Here is a 16,425-nt window from a genome sequence, read left to right as displayed (position 1 = left end):
ACTACGAGAGATGTCAAACTACGACGTCTCTCGTACAATGCTGAAGACGGGGATTCCGCGACGTGAGGGGCAGCCGCCGTGACCGACACCGCCACCACCGGCCGCACCCTGCCGCACCCGGAGCGGGAGCAGATCCGGCTGGAGTCCGTGCTGCACGCGCTCTCGGACCCGATGCGGTTGCAGATCGTGCGGGAACTCGCGGCCGAGGAAGCGGAGTTGACCTGCTCGCAGTTCGACCTGCCGGTGACCAAGTCCACCACCACGCACCACTTCCGGGTGCTGCGGGAGAGCGGGGTCGTCCGGCAGGTCTACCGGGGCACGGCCAAGATGAACGGCCTGCGCCGCGACGACCTAGACGGCCTCTTCCCGGGACTGCTCGACAGCCTTCTCGCCGCCGCCGACCGGCAGGCCGGCCGCCTCGGTGACGCCGGCTGAGCCCCCCTCGGCCGCCGCCGCACCACCCTTCCGCGGAAGGTGGTTGAAGAGCAGGTTCAGCAGGATCGCGGCCAGGCAGCCCGCGCTGATACCGCTGTTCATCACCGTCTGGAACCAGTCCGGGAACTTCTCGTACACCGTGGGCACGCCCACCGGCAGCATGCCGATCGCCACCGAGACGGCCACCACGGTCAGGTTGTCGTTGCCCTTGAAGCCGACCCGGGCCAGTGTCCGCAGCCCGCTCGCCGCGACGGTCCCGAACATCACCAGACCGGCCCCGCCGAGCACCGGCGCCGGGACCGCCGCCACCACCGCGCCCAGCTTCGGCAGCAGACCGAGCAGCACCAGCATCCCGCCGGCCGTCGCCACCACCCAGCGGCTGCGCACCCGGGTCATGCCGACCAGGCCCACGTTCTGCGCGTAGGCCGTGTACGGGAAGGTGTTGAAGACCCCGCCCAGCACGGTCGACAGGCCGTCCGCGCGCAGCCCGTCGGCCAGCGAGCGCGGCTCCACCCGGCGCCCGGTCAGCTCACCCACGGCGATCAGATCACCGGTCGTCTCGGTCATCGTCACCAGAGCCACCACGAGCATCGACACGATCGCGGACGCCCGGAACTCCGGCGCCCCGAAGTGGAACGGCGTGCTGATGCCCACCCAGTCGGCGTCCGCGACCCCGCCGAAGTCGGTGAACCCGAACGGCACCGCGACGGCCAGGCCGGCCGCGATGCCGAGGAGCACGGCGATCCGGGAGAGGAAGGCGGGCGCGAACCGCTGGACGCCCAGCACCACCACGAGGACGAAGCCCGCCAGCGCCAGGTTCTTCGGCTCCCCGAAGTCCTTCGCGCCGGCGCCGCCCGCCGCCCAGTTGCCCGCGACCGGCAGCAGCGAGACCCCGATGATCAGGATCACGGTGCCGGTCACCAGGGGCGGGAAGAAGCGCAGCAGCCGGCCGAAGACCGGTGCGAGCAGCATGATCGCCAGCCCCCCGACGATCACGGAGCCGTAGATCGCGGGCAGCCCGCCCTGCGTCGTGCCGATCAGCACCATCGGCGAGACGGCGGCGAACGTGCAGCCCTGCATGATCGGCAGCCGCACCCCGAACCGCCAGAAGCCGACGCACTGGATCAGCGTGGCGATCCCGCACACCAGCAGATCCGCGGTGATCAGATACGCCAGGTCGGCGGGCGACAGCTGCATCGCGCCGCCCACGATCAGCGGCACCGCCACGGCGCCCGCATACATGGCGAGCACATGCTGGAGACCGAACGCGGTCAGCTGCCGTACCGGTGGGATCTCGTCGACGGGGTGCACGTCTGTGGTCGTGGCCATGGGAACTCCATCAGCGGCGGGTGGGGAGGGGGATCCGGACAGGACGAGACCGTAAGGGCCTTGAACAGTTTGTTGATTTCCGGACTGTTGCCGCTGTGTGTCCTGCCCGGCCGCGCCCCGCTACGGCACCCGCGCCGCTCCGAGCAGCGCGTCCCAGTCGGACAGCTTGACCACGCTCCGCCCCAGCCGCGCCCCCAGCTCGGCCTCGGCCCGCTCGATCGACAGCCAGCCGTCCCACGGCACGGGGTCGATGCCCGCCGTCCGGAGCGCCGCGACCGGGTCCGCCGGCACGTCCGCGCGGACGAGGGCCGGAGCGTCCGCGAGCAGGGAGATCGCGGTCTCCTTGGCGCACGGTCGGTTGGTGCCGATGACCCCGGTCGGGCCGCGCTTGATCCACCCGGCGACGTACTCGCCCGGGGAGGGCACGCCGTCGCGCAGGACGCGGCCCTCCAGGTGCGGGACCGTGCCGTTCGCCGGGTCGAACGGCAGCCCCTCCAGCGGCACTCCGCGATAGCCCACCGAACGCAGCACCAGCTGCGCGGGCACGTCCTCGTAGCGGCCCGTGCCGGTCACACCGCCCGTGCCGTCCGGCTCCGTCCGCTCGAAGCGGACGGCACCCACCCGGCCGTCGACCGCGAGCAGCTCCACCGGGCGCAGGAAGAACCGCAGCCGGATCCGGCGCGCGGCTGCCGCCGAGGGCTGTGCCGCCCAGCCGCGCAGCACCTCCACATTGCGCCGCTGCACGGCCGGCAGTGCGTCGGGATCGCCGGTGTCGAGCGCCAGGTCTCCCTTGTCCACGGTCACTTCGGTGCCGGGCAGCCCGCCCAGCTCGCGCAGCTCCTTGGTGGTGAAACGGGCCTGTGCGGGGCCGCGCCGGCCCACCATGTGCACCTCGGTGAGCCCGCTCGCCGCGAGCGTGTCCAGGGCGGCCTGGGGGATGTCCGTGGGGCGCAGTTCGGCCACACCCCGGACCAGGATCCGGGTGACGTCCACCGCGACGTTGCCCACCCCGATGACCACCGCCGACCGCACCCCGCGCAGGAAGCCCGCGTCGGCCGCGTCCGGGTGCGCGCTGTACCAGGAGACGAACTCGGTGGCCGACCAGCTGCCCGGCAGCTCCTCGCCCGGGACGCCGAGCCGCCGGTCGGTGGCGGCGCCCACGCAGTACACCACCGCGTGGTACAGCTTCCGCAGCCGCTCCACCGGCAGGCCGCCGGGGCCGCCCACCCGGACCCCGCCGAGGAACCGCACCCGCTCGTCCTCCAGCACCGTCCGCAGGCTGCCCTGGAGGGACTTGATCTTCTCGTGATCGGGTGCGACGCCGTAGCGGACCAGTCCGTAGGGGCACGGCAGCCGGTCCAGGACGTCCACGCGGACCTCGGGGTCACGCTGGATCAGGCTCTGGGCGGTGTAGCACCCGCTCGGCCCGGAACCGACGACAGCGACACGCAGCACAGCGGTACTCCTCGCCCGAAGGAGGGTGTGCGGACACTTCCAGCATGGCACCCCCGGTGGCCGCGCGGCAGGGGCCGGTGGGGTGATCCGGAAGCCCTCCGGTCGTGTCCGTTCCTAATGGAATGTGATCACGAGGTTACGTTGCGTGTGTGCTGGAAGCGCCTTTTCTAAATCTTTCTGATCGGGACGCGGAGGACGGCGCGGTCTCCGTGTGGCCTGCGTGGGAGGTGCGGGAGCATGACGGTGTCACGACCTGGTTCCATGTCCGGCTGGCCTTCCCCGACGGGGCGCGCGTCGACGCCCTGGCCGTGGTGAACGGGGGACGCGTCTCCATCGAGGACGTCAACGCCGAGCCGGCCCTGTCCCTCGCCGACCTCACCGTGCTCGCCGGATGGATCGCGGGACCGCTGTCCGAGACGTGCGGCGTGGCACCGACGGGGGCCGGCTGCGCGGACCGGGTCGCCGGCGGGGCCGGTCGCGCGGAACGGGTCGCGGGTGAGGTCGGTCGCCCGGTCGAGAAGGTGGGTGAGCCCGGTCGCCCGGTCGAGAAGGTGGGTGAGGCCGGTTCCGTGGACGAGGGCGTCGGCGAGGTCGTGGACGACGAGGTCGGCCGTGCGGGCGGGCCCGTGGGCGAGGGCCGTGGCTGCTCGGCGGTGGGCGGTCCCGGTCCCGGCGCGGGCCCCCTGGTTCCGCGCCGGGCCCGGCCCCGGCCGGCCTGGCCCCGGGGCGTCGAGGGTCGCCGGCTCGTCGCGCAGCAGTACCGCGCGGCACAGGGCGAGGGCGCCGATCCGGTGCTCGCCGTGATGGACGCGACCGGACACAGCCGCCGACGCGCCCTCCGGCTCATCGCCCGGGCACGGGACGCCGGCTTCCTGGCGCCACGTCACGCCCGGCGCTGACCCGGCGCCTTGCGGCCGTCTCCCCTCAGGAGTCCTGCGGACGCTCCTCCGTGGCGAAGAACCGCGACAGATCCTCGTCCATCGCGCCCGCGTCGGGCTCGCTCTCCGGGGGTGCGCCCATCCCCGCATCGAGCCCGTACCGCTGGAACAGCTCGGCCCGCAGCACCGGGACGGGCATCGGCACCCCCGGCACCAGCGCCGCGTACACGGCACCCATCAACAGGGCCCGCAGCATCGGGTAGTCGGCCGAGACGTTCTGCGCGCCGTAGCGGGCGACGGTGTCGCTGAGCAACTCCGCCAGCCGGCGCTGCTCCGGGCACTGCACGAAGCCCTCCGCCTGGAGCAGGCCCGCCATGTGCTGGCGCATCAGCACCGGCCGGTCCCGGGCCAGTCCCAGGATCGCGTCGATGGCCCGGGCCAGCCGCTCCCGGCCGTCGTCGGTGCGCGGCTCCCGCTCCAGCGCCTCCTCCAGTGTGCGGTGCATCAGCCGGTGCACGGCGGACTGCACCAACTGGCGCTTGCCCGGGAAGTAGTACGACACCAGCCCGCGCGCCGAACCGGCCCGATCGGCGATGTCGCTCAGCGTCGTGGCCTCAAAGCCGTGCTCGCCGACCAACTCCACGGCGGCCTGCAACAACCGCTCCCGGGAGCGCCGCCGCAATTCTTCATTGACCGAGGCGCTGCGCGGGGACATCCTGTAACTCCTGCGTTGACTGGCTGCCAGCCAACTATACTCAACGCAGCGGGACACCCCTGTGCTCGGGGGTCGGCCCGGAGCAGCCGTCCGTCTGGGGCGACGCGGGGGATCGTCTCAGACGGACGGCGTCGAGCTGTGCGGATTCAGCCGCCGGCGCACGCCCGGCGCGTCGCGCGGCGAGGGCGGCCCGGTGCCCGGCGGATCCCGTACCGGCAGATGAGCCAGGAAGCCGATCCCGCAGCTCAGCGCGGTGGTGCCGCCGTATGCCGTCCCGTCGCCATCCACCGTCGGCTCCCGCCCGGGCCGGAGCCGAGTGCCTCGCAGTCGACCGAGAACAGCCGTCGAGACGGCTTTCGCTCGCCGTGTGCGCGGTACGGCGCGGACGCGTCCGCGGAGGCGTCGAAGCGTCGAGGCGTCGAGGCGTCGAGGCGTCGAGGCGTCGAGGCGTCGAGGCGTCGAGGCGTCGAGCCCGCGCCAAGAGACCGGAGCGTGTCGACGGCCGCGCCCGTCCCGGAGCCGCTGTCCGTCGACCGGCGACGCCGGAGCGGACGCGGTCGTGTTCAGCGGGGGACGACCCAGTCCGGCGTCCAGGTCCCGGCGGTGTCGTGGCCGGCCGCTGCGGCGGCGAGGTGGGCGCGCAGGGCCGCCAGGGCGGGGTGGGGGTTGTCGCGGTGCCAGAGGAGCGAGTGCGGGTAGACGGGCGTCGGGTCGGTCACCGGGATGCGGCGCAGGCCGTGTCCGGCGGGCCAGACGAGGCGGGTCAGCTCGCCCATGAAGGTGGCCAGGGCCGGAGTGTCGGCGATGGTGTCGAGGAGCGCGTCGGAGCCGAAGTTGGGGCCGGTCGCCTCGATGGTGAGGCCGAACTCGGCGACGAGATCGTCGTAGTAGGCGGTCCACTCGGTGCCGGGGACGACGCCCGGCATCCAGATCCGGTGCCCGACGAGCTGAGCGACGGTCACCGACCGGGCATCCGCCAGCGCGTGGGCGGGGCCGGTGAGGAGCTGGAGCGGTTCGTCGAGCACCCGGACGGCCTCGATGTCCTCGGGAAGGGGGCGGCCGGGCGCGGCGACGGCGCGGAAGGAGGCGTCGATCGCGCCGGAGCGGATGGCGGCGACGGCCGCGTCGATGTCCGCGAGCATGAGTACGTCGAGGTCGATCTCGGGGTGCGCGCGATGGAAGCCGCGCATCAGGCCCGACGGCGCGACACGCGAGGCGATCACGTCGACGCGCAGCGGACGGCGGCCGGTGCGCACGGACGCGACCGCGCGCTCGGCCGCCCGCAGCAGCTCGCGGGCGTGGGGCAGGAACGCCTGCCCGTCGATGGTGAGCCGGGCGCCGCGCGCGGTGCGGGTGAACAGCCGCACGCCGAGGTGCCGCTCCAGCGCGGCGATGCGCTTGGAGACGGCCTGCTGGGTGACCGCCAGCTCGGCGGCGGCTTCCTGGAACTGCCCCGCGTCGGCGGCGGTGACGAAGGTCCGGACGGCGTCGAGGTCCATAGCGAACACCCTAGGGACACAACCGCTGGTTGTGTGCGACGGCCCTGTGGTTGTTTGCCTCCTGGCCATGGGCCTCGCTTTGATGCCTCTGATCGCGGATCGGTTGTGCGGGCGGGTGGCGAGGGGCGTCGGGCATGAGGAGCGGGCACCGGCTGGGACGGCGGTTCGGGTGGTTCTGGGGAGCGTACGGGACGAGCGCGCTCGGCACATGGCTCGCCTTCGGCGCGTTCCCGCTGATCGCCGTCCGGGTGCTGCACGCCGGACCGGCCGAGGTCGCGGCGCTCTCCTCCGCGGGAGCCGCGGTGGGCGCGGCCGTGGCGGTGCCGCTCGGCCCGTGGGTGGAGTTCCGCCGCAAGCGGCCCGTGCTGATCACGATGGACCTGGTGCGGTGCGCGGCGCTGCTGACGATTCCGGCCGCGTTCGCGCTCGGCGTGCTCACCTTCCTCCAGCTCCTGCTGGTCTCGGTCGTCGTCGCGGCGGCCGACATCTCCTTCCGCGCCGCCTCCGGCGCGTACCTGAAGACGTTGCTGCCGGGCGCGGACCTGCTCGTCGCCAACGCCCGCTTCGAGTCCACGGCCTGGACGACCACGATCATCGGACCGCCGCTGGGCGGCGCGGCGATCGGGTTCCTCGGCCCGGTGGCGACGGTGGTGGCCGACGCGGTGAGCTACCTGCTCTCGGCCCTGGGGATCCGCGCGACGGGCGGACACGAGCCGCGGCCCGAGCGCCGGGAGGCCGCGCGCATGCGGGCGGGGGATCTGCTGGACGGCTGGCGGTACATCCTCGCCGACCCGACGCTGCGTCCGCTGTTCTTCAACACCGCCCTGTTCAACGGCCTGGTGATGGCGGCCGAGCCGCTGCTGGCCGTCCTGATGCTCGGCCGGCTCGGCTTCGCACCGTGGCAGTACGGCCTCGCCTTCGCCGTGCCCTCGATCGGCGGGCTGCTCGGTGCGCGGCTGGCCCGACCGCTCGTCACCCGGTTCGGGCAGCACCGGGTCCTGATCGCCTCCGGGGCGCTGCGCGCGCTCTGGCCCGTCGGCCTGGCCTTCCTGGGGCCGGGCGGCGGAGGACTGCTGCTGGTGATGGGCGTCGAACTCGGGCTCATCTTCTGCTGCGGGGTCTTCAACCCCGTCTCCACCACCTACCGCCTGGAGCGGACCGCGACCGACCGGGTCGCCCGTACGCTGTCCGCCTGGGCGGTGACGACCAAGGCGTCGACCGCGCTGCTGACGGCCGTCTGGGGCGTGCTGGGCGGCCTGCTCGGCCCGCGTACGGCCATCGGACTGGCCGGTGTGCTCCTGCTGGCGACCCCGCTGCTGCTCCCTCGCCGCGCGGCCGTGCCGCCCTCCGAGCCGGAGCCGGAGCCGGAGCCGGTACCGAGCCGCGCCTGACGCCACCGCGGCCGAGTGCGTCCCGCCCCGGCCCGTACCCGCACGTGGCCGGGGCTCGGCGGTCCCGGCACGGGACGGCGACCGGAGCGGCCGAGCAGCACGGCGGCCGTGCCCGGGCGCCTATCCGCCTCGGCGCACCGGCGGCTCGGGCGGTCCGTTCCGCGGCCACTCGTACACCATCACGGCCAGTGCCACGAGCAGCGCCCCGAACAGCCAGCCGCCGAGCACGTCCGAGGGCCAGTGGACGCCCAGCCACACGCGGGTCACGCCGACGCCGACGACCGAGACGAGCGCCGCGGCCACGGCCGTACGCCACAGGGCACGGCCCGGTCGGTGGCGGTGCAGCAGCCACAGCAGCAGACCGCACACCACGGTGGCGGTCATGGCGTGCCCGGACGGGAAGGCCGCGTAGTGGGCGGAGTCGACGGGGTCCGGCCAGACCGGGCGGGGGCGGTCGACGGCGGCCTTCGTCGACTGCTGCACGAGAGTGGCCACCGCGCAGGTGATCGCCAGCCACAGCGCCGTCCACCAGGCCGCGCGGCGCCAGACCAGCCACACCGCCGCCGCCCCGCACACCAGGCGCATCGTCAGCGGGTCCCACAGCCAGTCCGTCAGCACCCGGAACGTCCGCGTCAGCGCGCGGTCGTCGACCGCCCAGCGGTGAGTGGTGCGGGAGATGTCGCCGTCCAGACCGGTCAGCGGGTGCCAGCGCACCGCGACGAGGACGAGCAGCAGCACCGAGCAGACGCCGAGGACGGCGGCCGCACGGGCGGCGGTGCGGTACGGCCGCGGCGGGTCGGTGGCGGGCGGGGACGGCGGAGCGGTGGAGCGATGGTGCATGCCGTGATCCTTGTGCATGGAACGGCCGACGCCAAGACCGGCATGCCCCGAATCGGACGGCGGGCCACCCGGGCCCGGCGATCACCCGTGCCTGCCGGGCACGGTTCCAGGAGACGACAGCGCGACCCGGGCGGGGGAGGGGGCGGCCAACCCCCTCGCCGACCGTCTCGTACCGCTTCGGCGTCAGCCCAGCGCCCGAAGCCCCGGCACCAGCGCCACCAGTACGGGAATCACGGGGGCCAGCGCGGCGGTCGCCGTCAGGCCCAGGCGGCGCAGTGCCGGGAGCCGGTCGGGGGCGGTCAGCAGCCGGTGCACGCGCTGCGGCACGTGCGCCTGCGGAGTCGGCGAGGGCCCGAACACGCCCCGCTCCTCGTTGAGTTCCACCAGGGCCAGAGCCGTGGTCAGCCGGCCGAAGCGGCGGGACGCCGTGTCGTCGGCGGCCAGCTCGACCAGCCGGTGCATCTCGTCGCGGAACGCGGCGAACACCGGGACCTGCGGGAAGCCGCCCGCCAGCGCGGCCGAACAGTGCAGCAGCCAGTCGTGCCGGGCCTGCGCGTGCCCCTGTTCGTGGGCGAGGAGCGGGTCCAGCCGGCGGCCCTTCAGGCGGCGCAGCGCGGCCGTGGTGATGACCAGCCGGGGCACGGTCCCGGGCAGCCACCAGGCGTCGGGGCGGTCGCCCTCCAGCACGACCAGCCGGCGGCTCGTCGCCTCCTCGCCCGGCAACAGCGGCGCGCGCACGAGCAGTCGGGACCGTCGCCCGCGCCGCCGCGCCCTGGCCCGTACGACCTCGCGGACCAGCATCGCCAGACTCCACAGGCCACCGCAGGCGAGCAGCACGGCGGTGGGCGCGGCCCAGGGACCGGCGGTGCCGAGGGCGTACGCGTCCACGACCGCGCGCGGGGCGGAGGCGAACACGGGCCCGCGCACCGCCTGCCAGGCCGCCGCCGCACTGAGCGTCATCGACAGGGCGCAGCACGCCAGGACGGCGGCCACGACGCACTGCCACACCCAGAGGGCGACGACCGGCTCGCGGTCCGGCCAGTCCGCCCGGGCGAGCAGCCGCGGGGCGACGACGGCGGTCAGGGCGCCGAGCAGCAGCAGGGCCACGGGGACCATCATGGTCAGCACCCTATGAGCGCGAAGCCGCCGGGCGGTACGGTCCCCGGCACCGAAGTGACGTACACAACGCGTGCGTTCCCCGGGCCCATGCACGTTCGCGCGTCCGCGGTGTTCCCGGTGTTCCCGGGTCATGTGTGCGTCCCCGCGTCCCGATCGATCGCTCACATCGACAGCAGCATCGCCACCATCCCGATCCCCATCGACAGCCGGCACGCCCGCGCCAGCTCCGGGCGGTCGCCCCAACCGGCCGGTCCGCGTCCGCTCGCCGGCCCGGTCCGGCCCGCCGGTGCGGCGGCGGGCACCAGACGGGCGCCGGAGAGCAGCACATAGCCCGTGAAGTAGAGCAGAAGCGCTCCGGTGAGCAGCGGTACGCCGGTGCCGCCGTGCGTGTGAGGGGCGGCGGAGGGGGCCGCGGCCATCGCCACCGCCATGTAGACCATCGCGGCACTGCCCACCAGATGGTGCACATGGTGCGGGCCGCCGCGCGCGGTCCACAGCGCGCGCAGGGCCGCCGCGCCGAACACGGCCGCGTACACCGGCCAGGCCCACGGCGGTGGCGTGAACACCGCCGCCGGCACGGCCATCGCGGCCATGCCGAACCCCATCAGCGCCTCGCCGCCCGCGGCCCGCCGCTGCTCCTCGACGCTGCTGCGCATCCGCAGCAGGCAGTAGGCCCCGGTCACCGCGCACAGCGCGACCAGCAGCCAGGCTGTCGACACCGGTCCGTGCACGCGCACCTCCCCGCTCGACGGTCGGTCCAGGGATGCGATGCCCAGGGGCGGCGGAGCGCACGCAAGCGCAAGGGTGTACGCGGGGAGCATCCGGGGGAGCACGGGCGGTCACCGCCGTCCCTCGCGACGGCTCCCGGCAACTGTTTCACGAGTAAAACACATGCTAAATTGATGGCATGAGCAGTACCTCCCCCCACCGTCTCCCCCTCGCCGCGGCGCTCCGCCTGGGGCGCCCCTCCGACATCTGGTTCAAGCCCGCGCTGAGCGTCGTCGCCGCCGTCGCCCCGCCCAACCTCACGCTGCTCGCGCTCGGCCGCCTCGATCTCGCGATGTACACGATGGCCGGCTCCCTGTGCGCGCTCTACGGCCACAACCGGCCCTATGCCGCCCGCGCCCGTGCCCTCGCCTGGGTGGTGCTCGGCATGGTCGGCGGCCTCGCCCTCGCCCTGCTCGCCGCGGCGCTCACCACGAACACCGTCGTCCTCGTCACCGTCGGCGCCGTCCTCGCGGCGCTCCAGAAGACGGTGTGCGACGCCACCCGGATCGGGCCGCCCGGCAATGTGGTCCTCACTTTCATCAGCTCCGCCTCGCTGTTCGCGCCACAGACCCCCGGTCAGCTCCCCGGGCACGTCGGGTTGGCCCTGGCCGCCGGCGCCTGGGCCTGGCTGGTCGGCATGGCACCCGGCCTGCTGCGCCCGCACGGCCCCGAGCGCCGCGCCACCGCCCAGGCCCTGAACGCCGCCGCCGCGTACGCCGACACGCGCGGCACCGCCGACGGCCACGCCCGGGCCCGCGCCGCGAGCGCCGCCGCGATCCACGCCGCCTGGCAGTCGCTGCTCGCCGCCGGCACCCGCCCCGACCGCACCCGACGCGCCCTCGAACAGCTCCTCGTCCGCGCCGAGGTCGCCCTGGCCGCACCGGCCGACACCGACCCCGCCCGGCTGCGCGCCTGGGCCCGCGCACTGCGCGGCACCGGCCGGATCCCGCACGTCGAGCAGCCGCGCGCGACCGCCGACGAACTCCTCGGCGTCGCCGTCGAACGCGCCCTGCCGCCCCGGCCCCCGTGGCACCGTCTCGCCCCCCTCGCGCCGCTCGCCGCACGCACCGCCCTCGGCTGCGCCCTCGCCGGATACGCGGCCCTCGCGCTCGGCGTCGGCCGCCCCTACTGGGCGCTGGTGACCGCCGCTTCCCTCTACCAGGCCAACGTCACCCTCACCTGGAGCCGGGGCGTCCAGCGGGTCGTGGGCAACCTCGTGGGCGTCCTCGCCTTCGCCGCCCTCGCCCCGCTCGCCCATCTGCACCCCGCCGCCCTGGTGCTGTGCTGCCTCGCCCTCAACTTCGGCGCGGAGGCGCTCATCGGCCGCAACTACTGGCTGGGCAGCGTCTGCGTCACCCCCATGGCCCTGCTCATCACCGAGTTCGCCCGCACCCAGGACCCGGCCGAGCTGATCACCGACCGGGTCGTGGACACCGTCGTCGGCGCGCTGGTGGGCTTCGTCGCCGCCGTCGCCGTCACCAACCGGCGCGCGGGCGACCGTCTGGAGCACGCGCTGACCGCGGCCGAACGCGCCCGTGAGAACGCCGCCCGCCTGCTCGCCGAGCCGCGCCCGGCACCCGGCGCCCTGGAGTCCGCCCGCCGCACCCTCGCCGCCGCCCTGGTCGACCTGCGCGCCACCGCCGACGCCGCCTCCGGCGAGTGGTGGCAGCGCGCCCTGCCCGAGGAGCGGGTCGTGCTCACCGAGCAGTCCGGACACCGTACGCTCGCGGCGACGGTACGGCGTCAGGGGCTCGTACCGCGCGACCGGGGCCAGGACCAGGACCCGGGCAGGACGACGGAGGACATACGGCCATGACGGCGACGAACGGCGGACCGACGTTCGACAGCGACGCGAACGGTGCCCGGCCGGAGGCCGGTGCCGAGCCCGTGCGGAGCGACACCGTCTCCGCCGTCGTCCGCCAGTGGCAGGCCGTCCATCCGCAGCTGGACACCGGGCCCATGGAGATCATCGGCCGGATCAACCGCTGCGCCGCCCTGCTCCAGCAGGCCGAGGACGCGCCGCTGCGCCGGGCCGGTCTGAGCCGCCCCGAGTTCGACCTGCTCGGCGCCCTGCGCCGCACCGGCCACGAGCTGACCCCGGGCGAACTGGCCCGGGAGACCTTCTCCTCCGGGGCCGCCGTCACCAAGCGGCTCAAGCAGCTGACCGAGCGCGGCCTGGTGGAACGGCGCGGCGACACCCGCGACCGTCGCGTCGCCCACCTCCGTCTCACCGACTCCGGCCGCGACCTGGTCGACGGCATCCTCCCCGAGCAACTCGCCTACGAGACGGCCGTCCTGTCCGTGCTGCCGGCCGAGGGGCAGGGCGAGCTGGCCGGACTGCTCGCCGAGTTGCTCGGCCGGCTGGAGGGCCGGATGGACGCGCTGCGGGCGTGAGGGGCCGGCGGGGCGCCGGATGCCGTGGCGCGCACGCCCCCCGGCGCCCGGCCGGCTAGATCCCGGGCCGGTAGCGCAGGGGATGGTCCGCCGGGATCTCCACCAGGACGACGGGGGTGCCGTCCGGGTCGGCGATCCACATCTCGATCAGACCCCACGGCTCCCGCAGCGGCGGCCGGACGATCTCGACGTCCCGTGCCCGCAGCTCCGCGCAGGCGGCCGTGGCGTCCTCGACCTGCAACCACAGGCGTGGCCCGGGCGCGGAGGGGGCCTCGGAACGGCCGGACAGTTCCAGGAAGCCGCCGCCCAGGAAATAGACCGTGCCCCGTTCGGGGCCGGTACCGAACTCGCGGTGGACGGCCAGTCCGAGCTGCTCGCCGTAGAACGTGCGGGAGCGCTCGGGGTCGGTGGGCCGGAGCAGGATCCGGCTGCTGAGTACATGCACCATGCGGGCGGAGCCTAGTGGCAGCGTTACTCTCGTCGCTGGCTCAGCCACGCCCGAGATCGGAGACCGCCGTCATGGAACACCCTGCCACCGGACTCACCTTCCGCGACGCCACCGACGCCGACGTCGACGTCCTCGTCGCACTGATCGAGTCGGCGTACCGGGGCGACAGCAGCCGGGCCGGGTGGACCACCGAGGCGGACATCCTGGAGGGGCAGCGGACCGACCCCCAGGGCGTGCTGGAGGTGATCAAGTCACCACGGAGCCGGCTGCTGGCCGTGGAGCAGGACGGCCGCGTCGTCGCCTGCTGCCAGGTGGAACACCGCGGCGACCACGCCTACTTCGGCATGTTCGCGGTCACCCCCACGCTGCAGGGCGCGGGTGTCGGCAGGATCGTCATGGCGGAGGCGGAGCGCCTGGCCCGGGAGACCTGGGGGGCCACCGAGATGCAGATGGCGGTGATCTCCGTGCGGAACGACCTGATCGCCTGGTACGAGCGCCGCGGCTACCGCCGCACGGGACGGACGAGGCCGTTCCCGTACGGCGATGAGCGCTACGGCATTCCGCAGCGCGCCGACCTGCGGTTCGAGCTGCTGGTCAAGCCGCTGGTGTGACGTTCGTGCGCGGAGGGCCGGCACCGGGTCACGCGGTGAAGCGGCCCGTGCGCTTGATCTCCGGATAGTCGGTGGTCGCCCCGTCCAGCTCCAGCGCGCGGACCAGCCGCAGGTGATCCTGGGTGTTGACCACCCAGCCGATGATCCGCAGCCCGGACGCGCGCGCGTGCTGGACGATCTCCAGCGTGAGCCGGCGGATGTTGAGACACACGGTCGCGGCGCCCACGGCGACCGCGCGCTCCACCACGTCGGTGCCGTAGCGGCTGGCGATCAGCGCGGTGCGCACGCCCGGCACCAGGCGGGCGATCTCGGCGACCGCCTCGTCGTGGAACGAGGACACCTCCACCCGCGTGGTCAGGTCCCGCGCGTGCATCACCTCGGCCAGCGCCCGTGCCGCCGCCACGTCCTTGATCTCCGCCTGCAGCGGCGTGCGCACCGCCTCCAGAACCTCCTCGAACACCGGTACCCGCTCCCCGCGGCCGGCGTCCAGCGCGCGCAGCTCCGCGAGGGTCTTGTCGGCGATCGGTCCGGAGCCGTCGGTCGTACGGTCCACGTCCGCGTCGTGCATGACGACCAGGGCGCCGTCCTTGCTCAGGTGCAGATCGAGTTCGATCAGGTCGAGGCCGGCCTGCTGCGCGGCGACGAAGGAACGGAGGGTGTTCTCGGGCTCGACGCCCATGACCCCGCGGTGACCGATGGTAAGGAAGTTCAAGGTTCGACTCGCTTCCGTCGACGGCGGCTCGGCGACGCGCGACCGACGGCCCCCGTACCGGACCCTCGTCGTCCACGCGGCAAGGCCGCAGCCTAGTGGCCCGGCCGCGCGTTGAACCCGCAGCTGCGCCGGGCATTCGGGGTGCGGGTCGGGCGCCAGTTGGCCGGTACCCGCCCTGGCCGTCACTCTCCCGTGGGCGAGTCCCCGTGCCCTTGACCGACGGGACGGCCGCCCGTCCACGTCCGGATGCCGACGGGCGGAAGTGAGCGTCGTCACGGTTTACGACAGGAAAAACATCGGTGACCAAGCGGCTGGACAGAATAATTTTCTGATCAGGCTCTTGCTGGGAGAAACAGGGTATGCATACGGTGTCCATACGCGAGGTTCTCCCGTGGAGGATGGGACATGACGGAAATTCTTGTGCAGGCGGGTGCGGAGGGACAGGTTCCTTCGCTGACCAGGGTGGTTGAGCACCCGGCTTGGCCTGTGCTCAAGAATGCCGTGGAGCAGATTCGGCCATGGCAGTCGAAGGACGGGTCGATCGACTTCGACGCCGAGGGCGCCCCGCAACGGGCCGACGCCGTGGCCGCCGTCGAGCGGGTCGCCGGCGCGGTCGAGCAGCTCTCCGCGCTGGTCCCGCACGACGCCGCCTACCACCAGGCCCTCGTGAAGGACCTGCGTCGCTGGGCCGAGGGCGGCTTCGAGGTCCCGGACTTCCTGGACTCCCTGCTGGCCTTCCAGCCCGCCGCGAACCGCACGGACGGCCTCCAGCACCTGGTCGTCTTCCCGATGTACACGCAGAACGGCAACCTGGACCGCAACCTGGAGGCGGTCGTGCTGCGCATGGTCTGGCCGGACTGGCTGGCCGAGCTGGAGCGCACCCGCTACGACAACCCGCTGTTCTGCGGCATCACCTTCGAGGACTTCACCTCGGGCTACGACACCAACTCCGCGGTGCTCTTCCCGGAGACCATCGCCGTCCGTGAGGCGCCGGAACGTTTCTCCTGGGGTGGCATCTTCTGCGACCGCGAGGCCGCGCGCTTCCGCCGCGTGACCGACGCCGCCGTCGACATCCTGGGCCTCCGGCTGCCCGAGGACATCGCCGCGATGGTCCACGACCAGAAGCGCTGCGAAGAGGCCTTCGTGCTCTGGGACATGGTCCACGACCGCACCCACAGCCACGGCGACCTGCCGTTCGACCCGTTCATGATCAAGCAGCGCCAGCCGTTCTGGATGTACGGCCTGGAGGAGCTGCGCTGCGACCTGACGGCCTTCAAGGAGGCCGTGAAGCTCGAGGCGGACGGCGTCCCGCAGGCCCGTGACGTGCAGTACGCGGTGCTCTTCGACCGGATGTTCCGCTTCCCGGTCACCGGCGACCGCAACCGCAACTACGACGGCCTCGGCGGCCAGCTCCTCTTCGCCTACCTGCACAAGCACGACGTCGTCCGCTGGACCGACAACAAGCTCGCCATCGACTGGGAGCGCGCCCCGCAGGTCACCAACCAGCTGTGCGCCGAGATCGAGAAGCTCTACAAGGACGGCATCGACCGCCCGAAGCTGGTGCACTGGTTCGCTGGCTACGAGCTGGTCTCCACCTACCTCGCCCCGCACCCCGGCTCCAAGTGGGCCAAGGGTCCGGACGCCCTGGACCTGAGCCTGCCGCCGCGCAAGCTCGTGGACGACGTGCTTCCGGACGAGTTTCCGCTGAGCATGTTCTATGAGGCGCTGTCCAAGAAGCTGAAGAACGTGATCGCCTCCACCAAGGGCATCACGGCGGACACCGCCGAGCGGATCGCCGCGTGAGCGACCGCCTCCGGAACACAGCTCAAGA

At 73.6% G+C, this 16,425-nt stretch carries 17 protein-coding genes; 7 read left to right on the top strand and 10 right to left on the bottom strand.

The window, feature by feature from the left end; translation table 11 throughout:
* The first annotated feature begins 78 nt into the window (after positions 1–78).
* The gene (locus ACZ7KF_RS20595; protein ID WP_471076704.1) at positions 79–435 is read left to right on the top strand and encodes an ArsR/SmtB family transcription factor; all 357 of its coding nucleotides are present in this window, start codon (positions 79–81) and stop codon (positions 433–435) included.
* On the opposite strand, the gene ACZ7KF_RS20590 is transcribed toward ACZ7KF_RS20595, so the two are convergent.
* Both ACZ7KF_RS20590 and ACZ7KF_RS20585 read right to left on the bottom strand, forming a co-directional pair.
* On the bottom strand, positions 352–1,764 hold the full coding sequence (locus ACZ7KF_RS20590) for a nucleobase:cation symporter-2 family protein (protein WP_471076701.1): 1,413 nt from the start codon (positions 1,762–1,764) through the stop codon (positions 352–354). The genes ACZ7KF_RS20595 and ACZ7KF_RS20590 overlap by 84 nt on opposite strands.
* Positions 1,765–1,884: 120 nt before the next feature.
* Positions 1,885–3,219, bottom strand: coding sequence for an FAD-dependent oxidoreductase (locus tag ACZ7KF_RS20585; RefSeq protein ID WP_471076698.1), 1,335 nt, complete (start codon positions 3,217–3,219; stop codon positions 1,885–1,887).
* A 149-nt stretch (positions 3,220–3,368) separates the two neighbouring features.
* On the opposite strand from ACZ7KF_RS20585, the gene ACZ7KF_RS20580 reads away from it, so the two are divergent.
* On the top strand, positions 3,369–4,118 hold the full coding sequence (locus ACZ7KF_RS20580; protein ID WP_471076695.1) for a DUF6214 family protein: 750 nt from the start codon (positions 3,369–3,371) through the stop codon (positions 4,116–4,118).
* Between the two features lie 25 nt (positions 4,119–4,143).
* Here ACZ7KF_RS20580 and ACZ7KF_RS20575 read toward each other — a convergent pair whose 3' ends face one another.
* From ACZ7KF_RS20575 to ACZ7KF_RS20565, 3 genes are all read right to left on the bottom strand, one after another.
* The gene (locus tag ACZ7KF_RS20575; protein ID WP_471076692.1) at positions 4,144–4,812 is read right to left on the bottom strand and encodes a TetR/AcrR family transcriptional regulator; all 669 of its coding nucleotides are present in this window, start codon (positions 4,810–4,812) and stop codon (positions 4,144–4,146) included.
* A 117-nt stretch (positions 4,813–4,929) separates the two neighbouring features.
* The gene (locus ACZ7KF_RS20570) at positions 4,930–5,100 is read right to left on the bottom strand and encodes a hypothetical protein (protein ID WP_471076689.1); all 171 of its coding nucleotides are present in this window, start codon (positions 5,098–5,100) and stop codon (positions 4,930–4,932) included.
* Between the two features lie 275 nt (positions 5,101–5,375).
* Entirely contained in the window at positions 5,376–6,311 is a 936-nt protein-coding gene (locus ACZ7KF_RS20565) for a LysR family transcriptional regulator (protein ID WP_471076686.1), read from the bottom strand.
* 134 nt (positions 6,312–6,445) lie between these two features.
* Between ACZ7KF_RS20565 and ACZ7KF_RS20560 the strand changes: the two genes are divergently transcribed.
* On the top strand, positions 6,446–7,702 hold the full coding sequence (locus tag ACZ7KF_RS20560; RefSeq protein WP_471076684.1) for an MFS transporter: 1,257 nt from the start codon (positions 6,446–6,448) through the stop codon (positions 7,700–7,702).
* Between the two features lie 120 nt (positions 7,703–7,822).
* Here ACZ7KF_RS20560 and ACZ7KF_RS20555 read toward each other — a convergent pair whose 3' ends face one another.
* From ACZ7KF_RS20555 to ACZ7KF_RS20545, 3 genes are all read right to left on the bottom strand, one after another.
* A complete protein-coding gene (locus tag ACZ7KF_RS20555) occupies positions 7,823–8,542 on the bottom strand; it encodes a phosphatase PAP2 family protein (protein ID WP_471076681.1) in 720 nt (239 codons plus the stop codon).
* A 183-nt stretch (positions 8,543–8,725) separates the two neighbouring features.
* Entirely contained in the window at positions 8,726–9,661 is a 936-nt protein-coding gene (locus tag ACZ7KF_RS20550) for a M56 family metallopeptidase (RefSeq protein WP_471076678.1), read from the bottom strand.
* 161 nt (positions 9,662–9,822) lie between these two features.
* A complete protein-coding gene (locus ACZ7KF_RS20545) occupies positions 9,823–10,392 on the bottom strand; it encodes a DUF5134 domain-containing protein (protein WP_471076675.1) in 570 nt (189 codons plus the stop codon).
* Positions 10,393–10,568: 176 nt separating this feature from the next.
* Between ACZ7KF_RS20545 and ACZ7KF_RS20540 the strand changes: the two genes are divergently transcribed.
* Entirely contained in the window at positions 10,569–12,245 is a 1,677-nt protein-coding gene (locus ACZ7KF_RS20540; RefSeq protein ID WP_471076672.1) for an FUSC family protein, read from the top strand.
* Positions 12,242–12,823, top strand: coding sequence for a MarR family winged helix-turn-helix transcriptional regulator (locus ACZ7KF_RS20535; RefSeq protein ID WP_471076669.1), 582 nt, complete (start codon positions 12,242–12,244; stop codon positions 12,821–12,823). The genes ACZ7KF_RS20540 and ACZ7KF_RS20535 overlap by 4 nt, the downstream gene beginning before the upstream one ends.
* Before the next feature lie 55 nt (positions 12,824–12,878).
* On the opposite strand, the gene ACZ7KF_RS20530 is transcribed toward ACZ7KF_RS20535, so the two are convergent.
* A complete protein-coding gene (locus tag ACZ7KF_RS20530) occupies positions 12,879–13,271 on the bottom strand; it encodes a VOC family protein (RefSeq protein WP_471076666.1) in 393 nt (130 codons plus the stop codon).
* Positions 13,272–13,342: 71 nt separating this feature from the next.
* On the opposite strand from ACZ7KF_RS20530, the gene ACZ7KF_RS20525 reads away from it, so the two are divergent.
* The gene (locus ACZ7KF_RS20525) at positions 13,343–13,882 is read left to right on the top strand and encodes a GNAT family N-acetyltransferase (RefSeq protein ID WP_471076663.1); all 540 of its coding nucleotides are present in this window, start codon (positions 13,343–13,345) and stop codon (positions 13,880–13,882) included.
* Positions 13,883–13,910: 28 nt separating this feature from the next.
* Here the strand turns inward: ACZ7KF_RS20525 and ACZ7KF_RS20520 are convergent, their stop codons facing one another.
* A complete protein-coding gene (locus ACZ7KF_RS20520; protein ID WP_471076660.1) occupies positions 13,911–14,594 on the bottom strand; it encodes a glycerophosphodiester phosphodiesterase in 684 nt (227 codons plus the stop codon).
* A 405-nt stretch (positions 14,595–14,999) separates the two neighbouring features.
* Between ACZ7KF_RS20520 and ACZ7KF_RS20515 the strand changes: the two genes are divergently transcribed.
* Positions 15,000–16,397, top strand: a complete 1,398-nt coding sequence (locus tag ACZ7KF_RS20515) for a DUF6421 family protein (RefSeq protein WP_471076656.1) — start codon at positions 15,000–15,002, stop codon at positions 16,395–16,397.
* The last annotated feature ends 28 nt before the right edge of the window (positions 16,398–16,425 follow it).

Source organism: Streptomyces sp. NPDC038200 (assembly GCF_055600785.1).
The sequence above is the reverse complement of the archived record's forward strand: the minus strand, read 5'-3'. Positions and strand labels throughout refer to the sequence as shown.

Excerpts from the sequence above, each read along its gene's own strand:
- ACZ7KF_RS20565 (WP_471076686.1), bottom strand. The coding sequence starts at position 6,311 with ATGGACCTCGACGCCGTCCGGACCTTCGTCACCGCCGCCGACGCGGGG.
- ACZ7KF_RS20560 (WP_471076684.1), top strand. The coding sequence starts at position 6,446 with ATGAGGAGCGGGCACCGGCTGGGACGGCGGTTCGGGTGGTTCTGGGGA.
- ACZ7KF_RS20590 (WP_471076701.1), bottom strand. The coding sequence starts at position 1,764 with ATGGCCACGACCACAGACGTGCACCCCGTCGACGAGATCCCACCGGTA.
- ACZ7KF_RS20550 (WP_471076678.1), bottom strand. The coding sequence starts at position 9,661 with ATGATGGTCCCCGTGGCCCTGCTGCTGCTCGGCGCCCTGACCGCCGTC.
- ACZ7KF_RS20515 (WP_471076656.1), top strand. The coding sequence starts at position 15,000 with ATGACGGAAATTCTTGTGCAGGCGGGTGCGGAGGGACAGGTTCCTTCG.
- ACZ7KF_RS20575 (WP_471076692.1), bottom strand. The coding sequence starts at position 4,812 with ATGTCCCCGCGCAGCGCCTCGGTCAATGAAGAATTGCGGCGGCGCTCC.
- ACZ7KF_RS20530 (WP_471076666.1), bottom strand. The coding sequence starts at position 13,271 with ATGGTGCATGTACTCAGCAGCCGGATCCTGCTCCGGCCCACCGACCCC.
- ACZ7KF_RS20555 (WP_471076681.1), bottom strand. The coding sequence starts at position 8,542 with ATGCACCATCGCTCCACCGCTCCGCCGTCCCCGCCCGCCACCGACCCG.
- ACZ7KF_RS20535 (WP_471076669.1), top strand. The coding sequence starts at position 12,242 with ATGACGGCGACGAACGGCGGACCGACGTTCGACAGCGACGCGAACGGT.
- ACZ7KF_RS20540 (WP_471076672.1), top strand. The coding sequence starts at position 10,569 with ATGAGCAGTACCTCCCCCCACCGTCTCCCCCTCGCCGCGGCGCTCCGC.
- ACZ7KF_RS20525 (WP_471076663.1), top strand. The coding sequence starts at position 13,343 with ATGGAACACCCTGCCACCGGACTCACCTTCCGCGACGCCACCGACGCC.